Origin of the sequence: Nostoc sp. 'Lobaria pulmonaria (5183) cyanobiont', assembly GCF_002949795.1 — a bacterium.
Lineage (GTDB): Bacteria > Cyanobacteriota > Cyanobacteriia > Cyanobacteriales > Nostocaceae > Nostoc.
In genome coordinates this window covers 3,703,439-3,721,045 of record NZ_CP026692.1, presented here as the reverse complement: position 1 = coordinate 3,721,045, position 17,607 = coordinate 3,703,439, and the positions used below count along the sequence as shown (strand labels likewise).

Annotated in this window: 16 protein-coding genes; 9 read left to right on the top strand and 7 right to left on the bottom strand. The window is 40.4% G+C overall.

Translation table 11 applies throughout. From position 1 onward, the window contains the following. Window positions 1-103: 103 nt before the first annotated feature. Entirely contained in the window at window positions 104-1,543 is a 1,440-nt protein-coding gene (sufB, locus tag NLP_RS16330) for a Fe-S cluster assembly protein SufB (protein WP_104907313.1), read from the bottom strand. A 244-nt stretch (window positions 1,544-1,787) separates the two neighbouring features. Here sufB and sufR point away from each other — a divergent pair, with 244 nt between their 5' ends. Both sufR and NLP_RS16320 read left to right on the top strand, forming a co-directional pair. Beyond that, window positions 1,788-2,471 carry an iron-sulfur cluster biosynthesis transcriptional regulator SufR gene (gene sufR / locus NLP_RS16325; protein WP_104907312.1) on the top strand — a complete coding sequence of 228 codons (684 nt, stop codon included), beginning with the start codon at window positions 1,788-1,790 and terminating at the stop codon, window positions 2,469-2,471. Between the two features lie 58 nt (window positions 2,472-2,529). Beyond that, entirely contained in the window at window positions 2,530-2,790 is a 261-nt protein-coding gene (locus NLP_RS16320) for a hypothetical protein (RefSeq protein WP_104907311.1), read from the top strand. Between the two features lie 339 nt (window positions 2,791-3,129). Here NLP_RS16320 and NLP_RS16315 read toward each other — a convergent pair whose 3' ends face one another. Then, entirely contained in the window at window positions 3,130-3,768 is a 639-nt protein-coding gene (locus NLP_RS16315; protein ID WP_104907310.1) for a hypothetical protein, read from the bottom strand. A gap of 337 nt (window positions 3,769-4,105) precedes the next feature. Continuing rightward, window positions 4,106-4,432 (bottom strand): YbjQ family protein, encoded by a 327-nt coding sequence (locus NLP_RS16310; RefSeq protein WP_104907309.1) that lies wholly within the window; start codon window positions 4,430-4,432, stop codon window positions 4,106-4,108. A gap of 649 nt (window positions 4,433-5,081) precedes the next feature. Between NLP_RS16310 and NLP_RS16305 the strand changes: the two genes are divergently transcribed. Next, window positions 5,082-5,762, top strand: a complete 681-nt coding sequence (locus NLP_RS16305) for a tetratricopeptide repeat protein (RefSeq protein WP_104907308.1) — start codon at window positions 5,082-5,084, stop codon at window positions 5,760-5,762. A 2-nt stretch (window positions 5,763-5,764) separates the two neighbouring features. Here NLP_RS16305 and NLP_RS16300 read toward each other — a convergent pair whose 3' ends face one another. Next, window positions 5,765-6,667, bottom strand: a complete 903-nt coding sequence (locus tag NLP_RS16300) for an ABC transporter ATP-binding protein (protein WP_104907307.1) — start codon at window positions 6,665-6,667, stop codon at window positions 5,765-5,767. Window positions 6,668-6,834: 167 nt separating this feature from the next. Here NLP_RS16300 and NLP_RS16295 point away from each other — a divergent pair, with 167 nt between their 5' ends. The 3 genes from NLP_RS16295 to NLP_RS16285 all read left to right on the top strand — a co-directional run bounded on the left by NLP_RS16295 (window position 6,835) and on the right by NLP_RS16285 (window position 10,407). Continuing rightward, window positions 6,835-8,436, top strand: a complete 1,602-nt coding sequence (locus NLP_RS16295) for an alkaline phosphatase D family protein (RefSeq protein ID WP_104907306.1) — start codon at window positions 6,835-6,837, stop codon at window positions 8,434-8,436. Window positions 8,437-8,626: 190 nt separating this feature from the next. Continuing rightward, the gene (locus tag NLP_RS16290; protein ID WP_104907305.1) at window positions 8,627-9,874 is read left to right on the top strand and encodes an AAA family ATPase; all 1,248 of its coding nucleotides are present in this window, start codon (window positions 8,627-8,629) and stop codon (window positions 9,872-9,874) included. A gap of 8 nt (window positions 9,875-9,882) precedes the next feature. Next, complete coding sequence (locus NLP_RS16285) at window positions 9,883-10,407, top strand: hypothetical protein (RefSeq protein ID WP_104907304.1); 525 nt, start codon at window positions 9,883-9,885, stop codon at window positions 10,405-10,407. 322 nt (window positions 10,408-10,729) lie between these two features. Here NLP_RS16285 and NLP_RS16275 read toward each other — a convergent pair whose 3' ends face one another. Then, window positions 10,730-11,329, bottom strand: coding sequence for a hypothetical protein (locus tag NLP_RS16275; protein ID WP_104909895.1), 600 nt, complete (start codon window positions 11,327-11,329; stop codon window positions 10,730-10,732). A gap of 231 nt (window positions 11,330-11,560) precedes the next feature. Here NLP_RS16275 and dacB point away from each other — a divergent pair, with 231 nt between their 5' ends. Together dacB and NLP_RS16265 are read left to right on the top strand one after the other, a co-directional pair. After that, entirely contained in the window at window positions 11,561-13,036 is a 1,476-nt protein-coding gene (dacB, locus tag NLP_RS16270) for a D-alanyl-D-alanine carboxypeptidase/D-alanyl-D-alanine endopeptidase (RefSeq protein ID WP_234016958.1), read from the top strand. 29 nt (window positions 13,037-13,065) lie between these two features. Then, complete coding sequence (locus NLP_RS16265) at window positions 13,066-13,962, top strand: S66 peptidase family protein (RefSeq protein ID WP_104907303.1); 897 nt, start codon at window positions 13,066-13,068, stop codon at window positions 13,960-13,962. Between the two features lie 83 nt (window positions 13,963-14,045). Here the strand turns inward: NLP_RS16265 and NLP_RS16260 are convergent, their stop codons facing one another. Both NLP_RS16260 and NLP_RS16255 read right to left on the bottom strand, forming a co-directional pair. Further along, on the bottom strand, window positions 14,046-15,092 hold the full coding sequence (locus NLP_RS16260; RefSeq protein ID WP_325034675.1) for a glycosyltransferase family 4 protein: 1,047 nt from the start codon (window positions 15,090-15,092) through the stop codon (window positions 14,046-14,048). Between the two features lie 266 nt (window positions 15,093-15,358). Further along, window positions 15,359-16,102, bottom strand: coding sequence for a class I SAM-dependent methyltransferase (locus tag NLP_RS16255; protein ID WP_104907301.1), 744 nt, complete (start codon window positions 16,100-16,102; stop codon window positions 15,359-15,361). 139 nt (window positions 16,103-16,241) lie between these two features. On the opposite strand from NLP_RS16255, the gene NLP_RS16250 reads away from it, so the two are divergent. Next, window positions 16,242-17,561 carry an ABC transporter substrate-binding protein gene (locus NLP_RS16250; RefSeq protein WP_104907300.1) on the top strand — a complete coding sequence of 440 codons (1,320 nt, stop codon included), beginning with the start codon at window positions 16,242-16,244 and terminating at the stop codon, window positions 17,559-17,561. The last annotated feature ends 46 nt before the right edge of the window (window positions 17,562-17,607 follow it).

Genomic DNA, 17,607 nt, shown 5'->3' with positions numbered 1-17,607 from the left:
GTAGTCGCCGCTTTAGCGCTTTTATCCAGCGCTAAAGTGCTGACTACAAGCGTTAATCTTTTCAGTTCGTAGCGATTTTCCAGCATTATGCTGAGTACAAGCGCTATCCAACACTGCCTTCCAACTTCAAACTCAACAACTTATCAGCTTCCACAGCAAACTCCATTGGTAGCTGATTGAAAACATCCTTACAGAAGCCGCTAATCATCATCGAAATAGCATCTTCTGAAGAAATACCCCGTTGAGCAAAGTAAAATAACTGATCTTCCCCAATCTTGGAAGTAGAAGCTTCATGCTCCACCTTGCCAGTGTTATTTTGCACCTGGATATAAGGGAAAGTGTTTGCATGGGCATTATCCCCAATCAACATCGAGTCACACTGAGAATAATTTCTCGCCCCTTTTGCCGTCGGGTTGACTTTCACCAAACCCCGGTAGCTATTGCTGGATTTACCTGCGGAGATTCCTTTAGAAATAATTGTGCTGCGGGTATTCTTACCTACGTGAATCATCTTACTGCCGGTATCGGCTTGCTGCATGTGATTTGTCAGCGCCACCGAGTAGAATTCACCCACAGAGTTATCACCCACCAACACACAACTGGGATATTTCCAAGTAATTGCTGAACCTGTTTCTACTTGAGTCCAGGAAATCTTGGAATTTACTCCCTGACACAAACCGCGTTTGGTGACAAAGTTGTAAATACCGCCTTTACCGTTGGCATCGCCAGCGTACCAGTTTTGCACGGTGGAGTATTTAATTTCGGCGTTGTCGAGGGCGACGAGTTCCACAACTGCGGCGTGCAACTGGTTGCTGTCATACATCGGTGCAGTGCAACCTTCCAGGTAAGAAACATAACTACCTTCTTCGGCGACAATCAAAGTCCGCTCAAATTGTCCCGTATCACCAGAGTTGATGCGGAAGTAGGTAGACAGTTCCATTGGGCATTTCACGCCTTTAGGAATGTAGACAAAGGAACCATCGCTAAATACGGCGGCGTTCAAGGCAGCAAAATAGTTGTCAGCGATAGGAACAACGCTACCCAGGTATTTTTTAATTAGTTCTGGGTGTTCTTGCAAAGCTTCCGAAAACGAGCAGAAAATAACGCCATCTTCCGCTAGCTTCTCTTTAAATGTAGTGGCGACAGAAACGCTATCGAAAATCGCATCGACGGCAACATTTGCCAGTCGCTTCTGTTCAGATAGAGAAATACCTAACTTTTCAAAGGTTTCTAAAAGGGTTGGATCAACTTCGTCCAAACTGTTTAGTTTTTCTTTCTTACGTTTTGGCGCTGAGTAATAAATGATATCCTGATAGTTGATTGGCGGATACTTGACATTCGGCCAAGTTGGTTCCGTCATTTTTTGCCACTGGCGATAAGCCCGGAGGCGAAAGTCCAGCATAAACTGTGGCTCGTTCTTCTTAGAGGAGATCAAGCGAACAACGTCCTCGTCTAGTCCACGTGGAATAGTGTCGGCTTCAATATCGGTGACAAAGCCGTACTTGTAGGGTTGGTTGACTAAGGTTTTGACAGTGGCACTCATCAGTAATAATCTCTCGTGTTCAGAACTCTTTTAAGATGGGAGACGGACTTTATCTTTAGTCGATTCCCATATCACGTTACGCAATGGTTACACGGCTGCTAGAATAGTGGTGGAGACTAAAACAACAGCTATGTTGTTTAATGTATCTTCATTTTACGCTAAATTAACAACAACAATGTTGTCAAAGTCAAATTTTCAAAGAAATTTTTGGGACGTTCGCTGAACGCCTCGCACCAACCATAAGATGGCGACTACCCACCAGTCCTCAACCAAGCAAGATATCCTTGAGTATCTGCACAAACACGAAAAAGCAACGGCTTTGGAGCTAGCTGAAGTTTTAGACGTTACCCCCCAAGCTATTCGTCGCCATCTCAAGGATTTGGAGACGGAGGAGCTAGTTTTGTATTCGACATCAGTGCAGGCGGCGGGGATGGGGCGGCCGCAGCACCTTTATCAACTGAGTCATCAAGGACGCGATCGCTTGCATCGAACAATGAGCGATCGCTTTGGTGATGGCCACGGTCATTTTGCGGTTTCGCTGCTAGACACCTTAGCCGAAACGGTAGGACATGACCAATTTAAATGGATTTTACAGAAACAGTGGGAGCGCAAAGCATTAGAGTACCGCGATCGCGTGGGTAGCGGTTCACTGCGGGAACGGGTGGCTAACTTAGTAGAGTTGAGAAAAGCAGAAGGCTTCATGGCGGAGTATCACCCTGTTGATGTGAATGACTGCTTTGAGAGCGATCGCTTTATCTTAATGGAGCATAACTGCGCTATTTCCAACGTTGCCGAGTCTTTCCCCAGCATCTGTGGTCACGAATTAGAAATGTTTGCAGCCGTCTTACCTGATTGTAACGTAGAACGCACCCACTGGATTATCAATGGCGAACATCGTTGTGGCTATTTGGTACAAATTCGTCATTAGTCATTAGTGAAAACTACTCCCCACTCCCTAATAATCAAGTAAGTTTGAGATAGCGTTTATGGACGTATTACCACAGCAACCATCAGCACAATTTTTAACCCTGGAAGAATCAGCAAAAGTAGACGCAGCTTTGTTGTCTTCCCCAGAAAAGTTTTTAACAAGATTGACAATTTCATCACTTAAGCTTTTGAAGCATATCGCTCAAGAGTATGGCGTTACTATTGAAGATTTGACAGCACAGCAACTAATTTCCTGGTTTGAAAAAGATGGTAAAATTCGACGCGAACAGGGAATTGAAGCTTCATACCTGAAATGGTGATTTGCAGTAGTAAAATTTTCGTTGCATTTACTTAGACAAAATAACTATAAAAATATCGCGCTTTTAAAAAACAGAAATGTTTCTTAAGAAGCGCGATATTCACAGATAAGCAATTTTGCTTAAAGTCTAATATTGGAGCGAGAACCTTTTAAGTACTTCGCAACACAAAGCATAGTATTAATTGTCGGTTTATGACCCTAATCCACTAGGACAAATATTTTGGCAACAGCAGAATTAATTGGACGCTACAAACGCCAACCTTAAATAATAAACAAAAAACACCTTTTTCAAGGTGCTTTTATTTAAAAATAAATAACATTTGATTTTTCAAACAATTATTTAAGCATTGTAAGTATTAGTGTTAGTCCGAGGACTACGAGCGCCAGTTACGGCTCCAATCATTGAGGCTATTAAACCCAACAAAGAACCAAACACAAACCACCACAATCCCGAACGTATATTAGCTGCCGTTTCACGAGCTTGTTGGGCACTTATGTTTGCTTGTGGTACATTAACACCACCTTGCTGTTGTACCTGGTTTATGACTTCCCCTGCGTTAGAAGCAGCAACACCAAAAGCACCAGATACTCCGCTTGCTAAAAGCCATGAGCTAACTGCCAAAGTCGTTGCCCAAAGAATTGCGCCGTTAAGAAGAGCTGTATTGCGGTTCATCGGCCCACAAGCACGGGCTGTAACCCAACCACCAGTAAATAGGGAAATTAGTAAAGCGATAGTTGACCAAAGCCCCGCATTCCCCGCAGCGTTAGGGGCAATTGTTCTAGGTGCACCTGAACCCGCGACTGTGCCTGCCGCAACCGCAGCAATGATAGAACTCAAAATTAATTGTGTAGCCAAAGAAACCAACAAACCAGCAATAATTGGGCCCCAGCGAACACGATCGTGATATTCAGCTACTCGACCTGCTACCACAGTATCAGTAGATATAACGTCATTGCCTGTCCGATTTACGTATGACATCGCTTATGTTCTCCAGTGCTGTTTCAGCAAAGTTCCTGCTCGGGTATATTCATCTTTATGCTTCAAATTAAATAACTAAATGTTCTATTTTAATCTCTATCAATAGAAAGATTTAATAGGTATATCTTTAGCTCTAAAAAAACAAACTTTATTTAACAAATTTTAATTTAATTTAGTATTTATTTATATTTTATTTTCTAAATTTTCCATATAAAAATTCTTAACTTAAAATCAAATTATTAGCTAGCTATCAGAAAGTAGCTTTAACTATGTATGTAATTAGACTTAATCTAACTAAAACTTTCTAATGATTGTCAAAAGTAAAAATTATCAAAAACTAACGCATCCTCACAGCAGTGCCTGTGGCAGTAATCAGCAAAAGAACTCCTGACTGGTCAAGATTGATTGTGCCAGTATCAATTTCAATCCCGATTACAGCATTTGCTCCTAAACGTTGTGCGCGTTGTTCTAATTCTTCTAGTGCCTTGCGTTGACCCTGCTCAAATAGACGCTCATAGCTAGCAGTACGTCCACCGATAATATCTCGAATTCCAGCCAAAAAATCCCGCAAGAAATTGCTGCCGTAGACTACTTCTGCGGTCACAACGCCTAAATATGACTCAATCACGGCTCCTTGAATTACATCAGTGGTAGTTATAATCATAAATTAACCTCCTATATGGGATATATCTTGATATTTATTATTAAAATATTTTGATAAATACTTCAATAATTGTAACTATTATTACAAAATATAGGTTTGATAAACATCCTCTCAGACAATTTTAGATTGCGCTTTGGGTTTGAGTATTGTCCTAAACAGATTAATTGAGCATTTTCCAGTTTAAATTTATCTTACCTTTGAATGAGCAAAAAAGGATGTAAATGCCTGGATGATAACTTCTCAAAGGGTAGTATCAAGGATTAAAAATGTCAGACAACTTGGATACAGAGTCAGCAAATTCTTAAATTAAATAAAAATAGGAATAAATGTCAAAGGCTATAAGCTTGCTGCATCAGAATCTAGGATTAAGTCAGATGCCTGTTGAGTTTTTCTGAGTAACACGTATAACTACTGATTAAAACATGTGTTGTTTTGCTGTACTGGTTTATATGTATGGTATCTTCACCTGCTCCTGCATCGCTGACACTTCATCCTTCAGTAAAAACTCTGTTATGTAGGGTTAAATGTAAAGGAAAGGAGAATGAACTATTAACATCTTAATCAATACGAAGAAATACAGTTTTCAAAAGTCCATATTTTTGTTTTAATGTACAAGAAAAAAGTCCTCTAAAATTTCAGGAAATTTACTGTGTACAAGCCAACATCATTCGTGTTTAGTGTGGTGTTACTAGGATGTTTTACTTTCACCATACCTTCAGTAGCTCAGGCTCAGGTATTAGTGGCGCAGGGCAAAAACCCAGAGTTAAAACAATTACTGGAGGAAGGACGGAGGTTAGTGAATGCCGGTGATTATGGTGGTGCGATCGCTGTTTATCAGCAAGCAGCTAGTATAGATCCCAAGAATGCTAAAATTCATTCAGGTATTGGGTATTTATACGCTCAACAGGGAAATTACCAGGCAGCATTAACAGCTTATCGTCGGGCGATCGCTATCAACCCTAACAATAGTGATTTTTACTACGCTGTGGGTTACATCAAAGCCAATTTGGGCGATACACGTGGGGCGAAGGAAGGCTACCGTCGTGCCATACAGCTGAATCGTAACAACGTTAACGCCTATTTAGGATTGGCTGTGACGCAATCGCGTATGGGAGACTATAATGCTGCTACTTGGGCATACCAACAAGCAATCGATTTGGATAAAAACAACGCCCAGACTTATGAGTTGATGGGTTCGATGTATAAACAGCGACGACAAACTAAACAAGCGAACAGCTTGCTTCAGAAAGCCCGTGACTTGTACAAACGGCGCAATGACTCAGATGGCGTAGAAAGGGTAGAAGCCATGCTGCGGCAGTTAGGAGGATGAGGTTAATCTAACTGGCGTCCCGTTAATTCTACAAAAATATCTTCCAGATTAGAGGGACGCACCATCATTCCGGTTTTATCGGGCTGTTCATTCAAGTAGATATTTGCTGCTTCCAAGGATGGGAAAAACAGATATTCCCAATTACGAACGCTATCACTTCCGACATTAGACGCACCTAATTGTTTCATCACCAAACCTTCACCGTGAGAAGAATGCAGCTGTTGTAAAGTTCCTAAAGAAATCAGCTTACCGCCATCCATAATACCGATTCGTCCTGGCTTGGTAGAACCAAAGGCATTGCACAAAAATTCGACTTCATCCATATAATGGGTCGTAAGTAGCATCGTCATCCCTTGTTTATTCAAATCCCGAATAATTTCCCAAAGGCGTCGCCTGGTTTGGGGGTCTAGTCCTACCGTTGGTTCATCCAGAAACAAAATTTGCGGTTGATGCAATAAAGCTCTGGCAATTTGCAACCGTCGTTTCATACCCCCAGACAGGGTTTTTACCAAATCATCACGTTTTTCTGCTAGCTCAACATACTCTAGCCATTGATTTATCAATTTTTGTCGCTGCGGGTTACTAATATGATGTAGTCTCCCGTGCAGTTCCATATTTTCCCAGACGGTTAAATCGTTATCCACACTGACTTGTTGTAAGACTACACCAATACTCTGTTTTGCCAATGTTGCTTGGCTAGTAACATCATACCCACCTACTTCTATCCGTCCTTGGGACGGTTTGGTGAGTGTAGTCAGCATCCGAATTGTGGTTGATTTACCCGCACCGTTCGGGCCAAGTAGAGCAAATATCTCCCCCGCTTCAATTTGGAATGACAGGTCATTGACTACAGGTACATTGTTGTAAAACTTGTAGACGTTTTCTAAAAAGACAGCAGCAGTCATGGATAAATTTGCTCACACTAGTTCCTAATTAACACTACCATTCTGATTACATCAAACTAAATATATTTTATTAACCCTTAGATAACTCAATCTTTACTTGTTGACATAACAACGTGTGGTAAACACTTATCCTGTAATACTTTAGTTTAAGGTTGCTATTATTTAGTATGGAATCTCATCACCCATTGAAGCTAAATCGGCGTCAGTTTTTGCTACATTCAGCTATCACAGCCGGTGGAATTATTTCCACAAATCTTGTAGCTAAATCACCAGTTTTTGGCAAAGCACCTGCAATCATTACCTCTGATAAAATGCGTCCTGGCATACCTTATGGTGTAGCTAGCGGTGATATATCTAACGATAGCATTGTCATCTGGAGTCGGAGCGATCGCCCCACCAAAATGATCGTAGAATATTCTACCAGCGAATCTTTTCGCAATGTGCAGCGCGTTGTCGGGCCTAATGCTTTAAAAAATAGCGACTTTACAGCACGACTTTATCTGAAGAATTTACCACCAGACCAAAAATTATTTTATCGGGTGATTTTCCAAGATTTAGATTATCAACGCACTTACAGCGCTCCTGTCAAAGGCACTTTCCGAACTCCCCCCAAATCTGGACGAGATGTATTCTTTGTTTGGGGTGGCGACACCGCCGGTCAAGGATGGGGAATTAATCCTGATTTTGGTGGGATGAAAATTTACGAAACTATGCGCCAACTTCATCCCGACTTTTTTATCCATTCGGGCGATAATATATATGCCGATGGCCCCATTCAATCAGAAGTGACTTTAGACGACGGCACTATTTGGAAAAACATCACTACACTAGAAAAATCCAAAGTAGCAGAGACTCTCACAGAATTTCGTGGCAACTATATTTACAATTTGCTGGATAATAACATCAAGCGTTTCAATGCTGAAGTTCCCATATTGGCACAGTGGGACGACCACGAAACCAGAAACAATTGGTATCCTGGGCAAATTATCCTCAATGATGACCGTTATACAGTTAAGGATGTTAACTTGTTAGCTGAAAGGGCAAGACAAGCATTTTTAGAATATCTGCCTATTGGATATGAAAGCAATAATCCAGATAAGGCGAAAATTTATCGCTCTTTCAACTATGGCCCATTATTAGACATTTTCATGCTAGATGAGCGCACCTACCGGGGGCCAAATAGTCCCAATAATCAGCCGGTACCAAGTAAAGAAACAGATTTTTTAAGCAGAAAACAAGTGCAATGGTTGAAAAGGCAATTGCTGTCATCAAAAGCAACATGGAAAGTAATTGCTAGTGATATGCCTTTGGGGCTGATAGTTCCAGACGGTAGCACAGATTTTGAAGCTTGGGCGAATGGAGATGGCCCACCATTAGGAAGAGAACTAGAACTTGCCGATTTACTACGATTTATCAAAAACAAAAATATCCAGAATGTTGTTTGGTTAACTGCTGATGTACATTACGCAGCAGCCCACTATTACAACCCCGCTAAAGCACAATTTACCGACTTCAAGCCTTTTTGGGAGTTCGTCGCCGGGCCGCTTAACTCTGGTACATTTGGGCCTAACCAATTGGAAAATACCTTTGGGCCACAACTGGTATTTCAAAGCCTTCCTCCAGATACAAAAGCAAATCGACCGCCAAGTGAAGGTTTGCAATTCTTTGGAGGAGTTAAAATTGATGGAAATACAAAAGTGATGACAGTAACACTGCGTAACTTGGTAGGGAAGACTATTTATAGTGTAGATTTACCGCCAGAAAAATAAGTCGCCAAAATCACAGTGATATCTAGCCAGTTAGATAGAGTAATTACGCAATTCTTTACTTTGTCTGCTGGCTTTGCTGTTTTTTTGCTGAGATGTTGAAGAAGAAAAATCTTGTGCGATGCCTGCGGCGGGCTTTGCCAACGCTACTGTTAAGAGCTAAATTTAAGTAGGTAGAGTTTTGGAGTTGATCATGCTTAAGCAACTCATCTTAGAAAACTGGAAAAGTTTTCGTTATGCGGAGCTTCCACTTGACCCTTTGACTGTTCTGATTGGGACAAATGCAAGTGGTAAATCTAATGTGGTTGAAGCTTTGGAGTTTTTACAAATAACCTTTATAAGGCAGGATATTAAACCAGCTTTAGTAGGTGATTCAATGTTACCTTCGATTCGAGGAGGTGTAGAATGGGCTGCATTTAAACCTGAAAAAAAATTTACATTAAAGGCTGTTATACAAGGTCAAGATATTAATACTGATTATATTTACGCTATCACAGTAAAGACAAAACCTTCCCTTCAAGTTTTAGAAGAATCTATAATTTGTCAAGTAGCTCAAAATGATTATAATAAAAAGCCTATCCAGATAGACAATATAAGAGCTTCGTTTTTAAATAAAAACGAAACAACTATTCATAATAAAGACGAAACATATATTCTTCAAAGTGATTTATTGCCTACTCAACCACAACTTGCCAATGCTCTATTTGTTGACAGGGACTCAAGTTCTCAGATGATGAGATATGAAAATATATATACTTTTTATGAATATCTTAAAAATATTTTTATTTTAAACCCCATTCCCTCTAAAATGCGGTCTTACTCACCAATTGGGGAAAAGCTAGAAACTGATGCCTCAAATATAGCTGGTATACTAGCAGGACTATCTAAGAAACGGAAAGCAGAAGTTGAGGTAGCACTATCCAACTATATTAAAGAGCTACCAGAAGGTGATATACAAAAAGTCTGGGCGCAAAAAGTAGGTAGATTTCGTACTGATGCCATGCTCTACTCTCAAGAAGAATGGAAACCTGGTCACATTACAGAAATAGATGCTAGAAGTATGTCAGATGGAACTTTACGCTTTCTAGCAATTATCACAGCACTACTTACTCGACCAGAAGGTAGTCAAATAGTAATTGAAGAAATAGATAACGGTCTTCATCCCTCGCGTGCAGGATTGCTGGTAAGAATCCTGCGTGAAATTGGCAACAAAAGAAAAATTGATATTTTACTAACTACCCATAACCCAGCTTTGCTTGATGCTTTAGGCCCAGAGATAGTTCCATTTGTGGTTGTCGCACACCGCGATAAAGAAACTGGAGAAAGCAAGCTTACACTTTTAGAAGATATTGAAAATCTTCCTCTTTTGCTAGCATCAGGAACTTTAGGCAGATTAGCAACAAAAGGCGCAATTGAAAAGAGCCTTTCTGATAATAAGTAAAATGAAATATGAGAAAGGTTTTGATTATTGACACATCAATACTTTGCGTCTACTTGGGTGTACCTGGTAAAGAGACTTGTGGTACTGATAAAGATAAATGGGATAAAAAAAGAGTTGAAGCCCGTTTTCAGGAAGAAGAAAAACAAGGTGCAAAATTTATACTACCAATAGCAACAATTATAGAAACTGGTAATCACATTGCACAAGCTAACTCTAAACGATATGAAATTGCTCAAGCTTTCGGTAATATTTTAGTGAAAGTAGCAGATGGAGTTATACCTTGGGGAGTTTTTGAAACTCAAGTGGGTGAACTTTGGAACTCAGAACAATTGAAACAGTTGGCTACTGAATGGCCTACTCTAGCATCTAGAAAGATTTCCATCGGAGATGCGACAATTAAAACTGTAGCTGAATATTACGCTAAAACCAGTAGCACATTCCAAGTAGAAATTTTTACAGGCGATGGGGGACTCAAGGCTTATGAACCAGCTACCCCAGCACCTACGCGTCGTAGCGATCGCAAAAAAGGGTAAAATATCCTTGAGCTTTAAAATTATTTTGGAATACGCTCTTACCAATGGTTAATAAAGAACTTCAACCACAGTTAGAAGCAACACTAAACTAACTTTGCAAACTATGCAAATGAGTTTAACTGCATCAATGGCAGTCAGCGAAATTACTCCTGGAGTGAAAGAGAAAGTAATTAAAAAGGGTTTTGGAAATTTGGTTATCTCTCAGACTGCTGCTTACACTTGCAGGCTACTGTTTAGAGAACTAAAGCATTATCTTGTATAATCAACGACTAATCACTAATAACTCCCCATCAAGGGGAGTTATTTGATATCAGTTAGCTAGCTAAAATGAAATTGGTACATTTTTAAATGCGGCTGTATCTGGCACAAAAATGTCCAAATTATTGATACCATCGGGAACTCTTAGCCAGATATAAGCATCTGCGGAGGCTTGTGGACGTACTTGGAACAAAGAAACGCTTCCTGTTGAGCGATTAAGAGCAACTCCTTTGTAGGTTACGCTAGTGTCAGGATTGCGGGCTGTTGTACTAGCAACCGATATAATATCGCTACCAACAACTCCATCTGTGGCAAGGCGACGAATACGCATTTGCAGATTTACCACATCACGGTTTCCAGTTTCTGGATCTTTAATGCGTTTTGCTGAAAGTAACTCAACTTCTGCCTTTTTGCCAAAAGCAGGCTGCACAAATTGACCAGGCCTAATTGCTGAAGTTGTAGCACTGGCTGGAGATGGTGAGACTGTTGCTTGTGGAGAAGTTGTAGCTGTAGGATTTGGCACTTGAGTGGGAATGCTGCTACTGACTGTATTAGTAGCATTTAGTGTCTCCCGTAACGTGAAAACTTCATAAGCTACATAGCCGCTACATCCCAAAGCCAAAGTAGAGAGTAATACAGCTACACCAGATAAAAATGTACTCACACCGTTGCCTCGATTTCGTGTTTCTGTATATGCAGGTTGACTTACGTTTCTATTTTGTAATCCCATAAATTATGTTTGTGCGTAGGCGCAGCCCGTCGTAGACATCGCCTATGTATGAAACGTGTGAACATCTTCCCTATACTAATTAAGTAACTTTACTGAGCCAATTCTTCTCTCTCCGGAAAAAAATTGTTTGCAAAGTAAAAATATCTGTCTTTGGGACAAAGAAAATTGGTGAGACTTAAGACTTTAAATCAACCACTGGGTGTTTTATTAATATTTTTGACTAGCCAAATAGGATTTAGTTCTAGGGTTGCGAAAGCACAAACCCCAGTTGCACCAACAACTACCACAAAATCAATTTGCTCTAGCCAACTAGGAACAGCGATAGATACTGTAATCAATCGTCCCTTATTTAGTCGGGGGCGCTGGGGAATTTTGATACAACCTCTCTCAACGGGGTCAACTCTTTACAGTAGAGATGCTCAAAAATATTTTACTCCTGCGTCTAACCTTAAATTGCTGACAACAGCAGCTGCATTGCAGGAGTTGGATGCTAATTTTCGGATTCGTACCTCTATTTATCAGAATGGTAATGGTGTTTTACGTGTTGTCGGTAGGGGAGATCCTAGCTTAAGTGATACTCAACTGCAAACATTAGCACAGCAGTTAAAACAGAAAGGTATTACCCAAATTCAGCGATTGATAGCTGATGATAGTTATATTCAAGGTGATATTGTTAATCCAACCTGGCAATGGGAAGATGTGCAGTCAAGTGATGGCGCACCAGTCAGCAGCTTTATTTTGAATCAAAATATTTTTAGCTTCAAACTTGTACCACAGGCTGTAGGTAAATCTTTGCAAGTGGTGTGGATCGATCCTGGTGAAGCGAAACAGTGGCGGATAATTAATCAGTCAGTAACCGTTGCCCAAAATCAACCAAGCTCTGTCAATGTCACCCGCGAATTGTCAGGAACAGTATTACGAATTCAAGGACAACTGGCGACGAATTCAGAACCCTCTTTAATAGATTTGCCTGTAGTCGATCCTAATTATTACTTCTTACGGCACTTCCGTACTGCCTTAGCAACAGAAAAAATTAGTTTGGGACAAACATTAGTAGTAAATGGTGGTGTGAATCAAGAAGAAATAGCATTTGTAGAGTCGCCACCTTTAGCGGAATTATTAATGGAAACTCTTCAGAATAGTAATAATCTTTATGCTGAAGCACTGCTGAGAGCATTAGCTGTGAAAAAAATCAGACTAAAAAATCAGACTAGTGCTGATGTCGGTTTGGAAGTTGTCAAAGCGAGTTTAACTAAATTGGGGGTCGATCCAGCAAATTATATTTTAGTGGATGGTTCCGGTTTATCACGTCGTAACTTAGTGACACCAGAAGCTTTTGTCCAAATTTTGCGGGGAATGGCAAAAACTCCAGCAGCATATATATATCGCACATCTTTACCCGTAGCAGGTAAAAGTGGAACTCTGGAAGGCCGCTTTCAAAATACATCTGCTGAGGGCATTGTGCAAGCAAAAACAGGTACGTTAACGGGTGTAGTTTCTCTATCTGGATATCTGAATGCGCCGAAGTATGAACCGCTAGTTTTTAGTATTATCGTCAATCAGTCGGATCAGTCTGCAACAGTTATACGGCAAGCAATTGATGAAATTGTTGTGTTTTTAACACAGTTGCAGCATTGTTAATATGATACTTTTCACTCCTAACTTGTTTCATGTCAGCCAAAATCTTACCACCGCCCTTAAAACCTGGAGACTTACTACGAGTAATTGCCCCTAGTGGTGCTTTGCGAGAATTCAAGGAATTTGAACGAAGTCTAGAAATTTGGCGATCGCGTGGTTATCAATTAAAAGTCAGTCCTCAGATAGATGACAAATGGGGTTATCTAGCTGGAACAGACGAAAACCGCCGTCAACAGCTAGCAGCAGCATGGCAAGATCCTGATTGTCGTGGTATTCTCTGTGCCAGAGGTGGTTTTGGCAGCACCCGCATTTTAGAAAATTGGAATTGGCCAAACTCAGGACTTCCCAAGTGGCTGATAGGCTTTTCTGATATCACAGCTTTATTATGGAGCCTTTATACAGCAGGATTTTCCGGCGTTCACGGCCCTGTAATGACAACTTTCGCAGATGAGCCAGATTGGTCAATTAAGCGGTTATTTGATTGGGTAGAAGGTAGTTCTTTCACCCCTCTTAAAGGTTGCGGTTGGGGTGGTGGTGTGGTTCATGGTACTTTATTACCAGGGAATCTCACGGTGGCTACTCACCTTTTGGGTACACCAATCCTGCCACATCTGGATGGTGTAATTCTGGCGTTGGAAGATGTTACCGAAGCACCTTATCGGATTGACAGGATGTTGACACAGTGGCGTTTGAGCGGTGCTTTGTCTCAAGTCTGCGGTATTGCTTTAGGGGGTTTTACTCGCTGTGAAGCGCCACCAACTATATCTAGTTTTAGTGTAGAAGAAGTATTGCGCGATCGCTTGGGTGATTTGGGTATTCCAATTGTCTCCGATTTGCCTTTTGGCCATGATAATCCCAATGCAGCCTTACCAATGGGTGTAGAGGTAACTTTAGATGGGGATGCGGGAATATTAGCGATCGCGCCATAGTTTCCCGCAAATATTTTTATCACAAAAAGTTTTAATAGTACATAAAATCAAATAATATCCAAGTTAAAGGACATTACTACTATTCATTTTTTCAGGATTTTTTGAAACCATTGTTCTACGCGATCGCCCATCGCTTCTAAAGAATATAAAGTTTCTGCTTGCTGGCGACAAGCTTGGCGGTCAATTTCATCCAAATGCTTAATCGCTTCTACCAAACCTTGAACACTATCAGGTTGAACCAAAAAACCAGTTTTGCCTTCTTGGACAATTTCTGTTAAACCACCCCGACAGTAAGCAATTAAAGGCACTCCACAAGCAAGCGCTTCTATTGCTACATTTCCAAATGCTTCTATCCAACGAGGAGTTACTAAAAGTGCTCGACATTGACCTAACTCCTTTTGTAACTCAACCGTTGGTAAAAATCCGACATATTCTATGGGAGCATCAGGGTATTGTTGACAAATCTTCTCCCAGTAAGATACATCCTGTTTTAACCCGAATATTTTCAGTGTAATTCCGATTATTTCTGCTGCTGCTACTGCATCTTCTAGTCCTTTTTCAGGAGCTATCCTACCTACCCACGCCAAGCTCTGAGTTGGTTCGGGACAAAATTGATAAATAGATAAATCCAAACCATTTAGCAGACAAATACATCGTTCTCCAAATGTAAAAGTTGCTGCCTGTGTTTGACTGTGAACACCAATAGTACCCGGAAAATTGATTGCTACTTGTTCAATAATCTGATCCATTGCATCTATCAAAGAACCCATACTGATCAGATGGGCGAGCGGACGGTTAAAAAATGGTGTTAAATACAGTGGCAGCCAATCATAAGCAAAATTAACAATCAAATCATAATCTGCTTGCACTTGGCGAGCATAATCCCACATATTCGCTAAAACAGAATTTTTATGCAGGAAAATCGGATCGCTACGACTCTGATTTTGGGCTGGTATCTGTATTAGTTCTCCGGAGATTTCTTTAATAGGTAATGAATTACTGACAGAACCCTGTGGTGCAACAATTTCTAATTGATGTCCTCGCCGCAGCATCTCTATAGCAATATTAGATAGGGTCAACTCTACTCCGCCTCCCAATCCTGAACCTAACGCACCCATTGGTGTAGACATAAATAATAATTTATGGTGCATTTTCGTCGTTAATATATTTTAATCAAAAACATTTTTTCACCTAAACAACGTACTTATTGGGTTTCGCTGTGGCTCCACCTAAGAGGATGTTTGAAAAGTCTTCAAGCGTATGTTTCACTACCCTGGCTACCAAGAAACCGCTACGAGAGAATCGGAGTTTTGGAATTTGAGATCGCGCCCCTGAGTCATACTTGAGGCTCAAGTCAACCCTTTTCAAACAACCTCTAAAATACATGAAACTAAACTCAACTTTGCTTACGGTAGCAGCGAGTTGTAATCAGGTAAGGGTGAAAAACCTCTAAGAAGTGACTCTGAAGTGTATGGAAAAACGTTTCTACTACTTTAGGATCATCTAAATGAAAAGGGTATTCTTGATTAAAACCTTTAAAGAAATACCAATTCACTATCATCTTACCTTCAGAGTTCAAAGCTTGATAAAATTGTAATAACTGCTGGCTAGGATCTAACAAATGTTCTAAAACATCAAAGCACAAAATCGTATCAAATTTATCTTTTACAGGCATTTCAAGAGGGAAAACTATTTTTTTGTCCAGTCCCATTTTCTCAGATCGATACTGAACAAAATTACGATTTATCGGATTAATATCATAATAGATTACTTGCTCAACTTGTGGGCAAAGAGCAGCGCCAAGGGCATGAGTTCCGATTCCCCCACCAAAATCTAACACTCGACCTTGGGCACAATCTGCAATCAACCGCAACATATCTCCAATATACTCATGACTTGACAGATGCCAAGCCCCCAATTCAAATAAGTAAAGTTCTCCTACTTGATCGCGATAGAATGCACTTGCTTCTTCCCAATTAAAATCTTTGTGTCCTAAGTTTTTTATTTCTTCTTGTTCTGCTGCTAACTTTGTCTCTATGGTTTCTGGATCTAAATGTAAAAAATCTTGTAGATGATGCTTGAAGTGAAATGAATTTTCCAAAAAGCTACTTAAGAAAGAGGGCGTGGTAGAATTTACCATAAAAGTTATGTCACTATTAAAATACACGTATTAGATTATACAATAAAAGTTTACTAGTTTAACTTATTAGCACTCGTTACTCTAAGCCGAGGCACTATTTTGGTGAAGTGATAGATGCCCAACAAATCTAAAAATTGACATGAAAATTACCCTTTTCCAATCCCTAATTCCGAATTTTTCCCGCCAGTTAACCAGTTCTGTTTGGCGGCTTTCGCTGATGGGAATTATTCTGAGTATATTTTTGATATTTTTATATGGTTGTCAGGGGACAGTTGAGAAGAATGACGGAGTAATTCATCTGAGTCTATGGCAATCAATCAATCCCCCTACTAATCGGGATGTATTTAACAAACTAGTAGATAAATTTAATCAGACTCATACTGATATTCAGGTGGAATCTATCTTCATCGGTCAACCCCAATTGCCAAAAATATTAACAGCAGTTGTGGGCAATGCGCCTCCAGATATTCTGTCATTCGACCCTCAATTGACAGGTCAGTTTATGGAACTAGGGGCAATTCGACCTTTAGAAAAATGGCTAGACAAATCGCCATTGAAGTCGGAAATTAGCCCCAACTTATGGGAAGAATTAAAATTAGACGGTCATCTTTGGTCAATCCCCCTGTACACCAGCAATTTAGGCATTTTTTACCGACCTAAACTTTTCCAAGCTGCGGGAATTACGCAAATTCCTAAGACTTGGGAAGAGTTAAGGGAAGTCGCCAAAAAATTGACCATAGACAGCAATGGTGATAATCGACCTGAACAGTACGGAATGTTACTGCCTTTAGGAAAGGAAGAATGGACTGTCTTTAGTTGGTTCCCCTTTTTATTGAGCGCTGGCGGAGAAGTTGTTACCAATAACCGTCCGAATTTGACGAATGCAGGAGCGATCGCAGCCTTACAATTTTGGCAAGACTTATTAAAAGATGGTTCAGCGACACTTTCTTCCCCAGAGCGAGGTTATGAAGAAGACGCTTTTATTGCAGGTCGCGTTGCTATGCAGATCACAGGCCCTTGGACTTATATAATAAAATCCAATGTTGACTTTAACGTATTTCCGATACCAACAAATATGAAGCCTGCTACAGTGACAGCTACTGGAAATATGTATTTGATGAAGACCACACCAGCAAGAGAGCAAGCTGCACTCAAATTTTTAGAGTATGTTTTGAGTGAAGAATTCCAAACAGAATGGAGTATCGGAACCGGTTTTTTACCAGTTAACCTTAAAGCTATTCAAAGTGAAGCTTATCAGCAATTCATCAACCAAAAACCTTTGTTAAAAGTGTTTGTGGAACAAATTCCTTTGGCTGGCGCTCGACCGATTATTGCTGGATATAACCGTCTTTCTGACAGTCTTGGTCGAGCTATAGAAGCTACATTGCTAGGAGAGTCTGCGGAAAAAGCGCTCAAGATATCACAAGAGCGTTTAGAGCTGATTTGGGATGACAAATAAATGAGACTGGGTATTGGGTACTAGGGATTGGGGAACTGGTTGTATC

Excerpts from the sequence above, each read along its gene's own strand:
- sufB (WP_104907313.1), bottom strand. The coding sequence starts at position 1,543 with ATGAGTGCCACTGTCAAAACCTTAGTCAACCAACCCTACAAGTACGGC.
- sufR (WP_104907312.1), top strand. The coding sequence starts at position 1,788 with ATGGCGACTACCCACCAGTCCTCAACCAAGCAAGATATCCTTGAGTAT.
- NLP_RS16320 (WP_104907311.1), top strand. The coding sequence starts at position 2,530 with ATGGACGTATTACCACAGCAACCATCAGCACAATTTTTAACCCTGGAA.
- NLP_RS16315 (WP_104907310.1), bottom strand. The coding sequence starts at position 3,768 with ATGTCATACGTAAATCGGACAGGCAATGACGTTATATCTACTGATACT.
- NLP_RS16310 (WP_104907309.1), bottom strand. The coding sequence starts at position 4,432 with ATGATTATAACTACCACTGATGTAATTCAAGGAGCCGTGATTGAGTCA.
- NLP_RS16300 (WP_104907307.1), bottom strand. The coding sequence starts at position 6,667 with ATGACTGCTGCTGTCTTTTTAGAAAACGTCTACAAGTTTTACAACAAT.
- NLP_RS16295 (WP_104907306.1), top strand. The coding sequence starts at position 6,835 with ATGGAATCTCATCACCCATTGAAGCTAAATCGGCGTCAGTTTTTGCTA.
- NLP_RS16290 (WP_104907305.1), top strand. The coding sequence starts at position 8,627 with ATGCTTAAGCAACTCATCTTAGAAAACTGGAAAAGTTTTCGTTATGCG.
- NLP_RS16285 (WP_104907304.1), top strand. The coding sequence starts at position 9,883 with ATGAGAAAGGTTTTGATTATTGACACATCAATACTTTGCGTCTACTTG.
- NLP_RS16265 (WP_104907303.1), top strand. The coding sequence starts at position 13,066 with ATGTCAGCCAAAATCTTACCACCGCCCTTAAAACCTGGAGACTTACTA.
- NLP_RS16260 (WP_325034675.1), bottom strand. The coding sequence starts at position 15,092 with ATGTCTACACCAATGGGTGCGTTAGGTTCAGGATTGGGAGGCGGAGTA.
- NLP_RS16255 (WP_104907301.1), bottom strand. The coding sequence starts at position 16,102 with ATGGTAAATTCTACCACGCCCTCTTTCTTAAGTAGCTTTTTGGAAAAT.
- NLP_RS16250 (WP_104907300.1), top strand. The coding sequence starts at position 16,242 with ATGAAAATTACCCTTTTCCAATCCCTAATTCCGAATTTTTCCCGCCAG.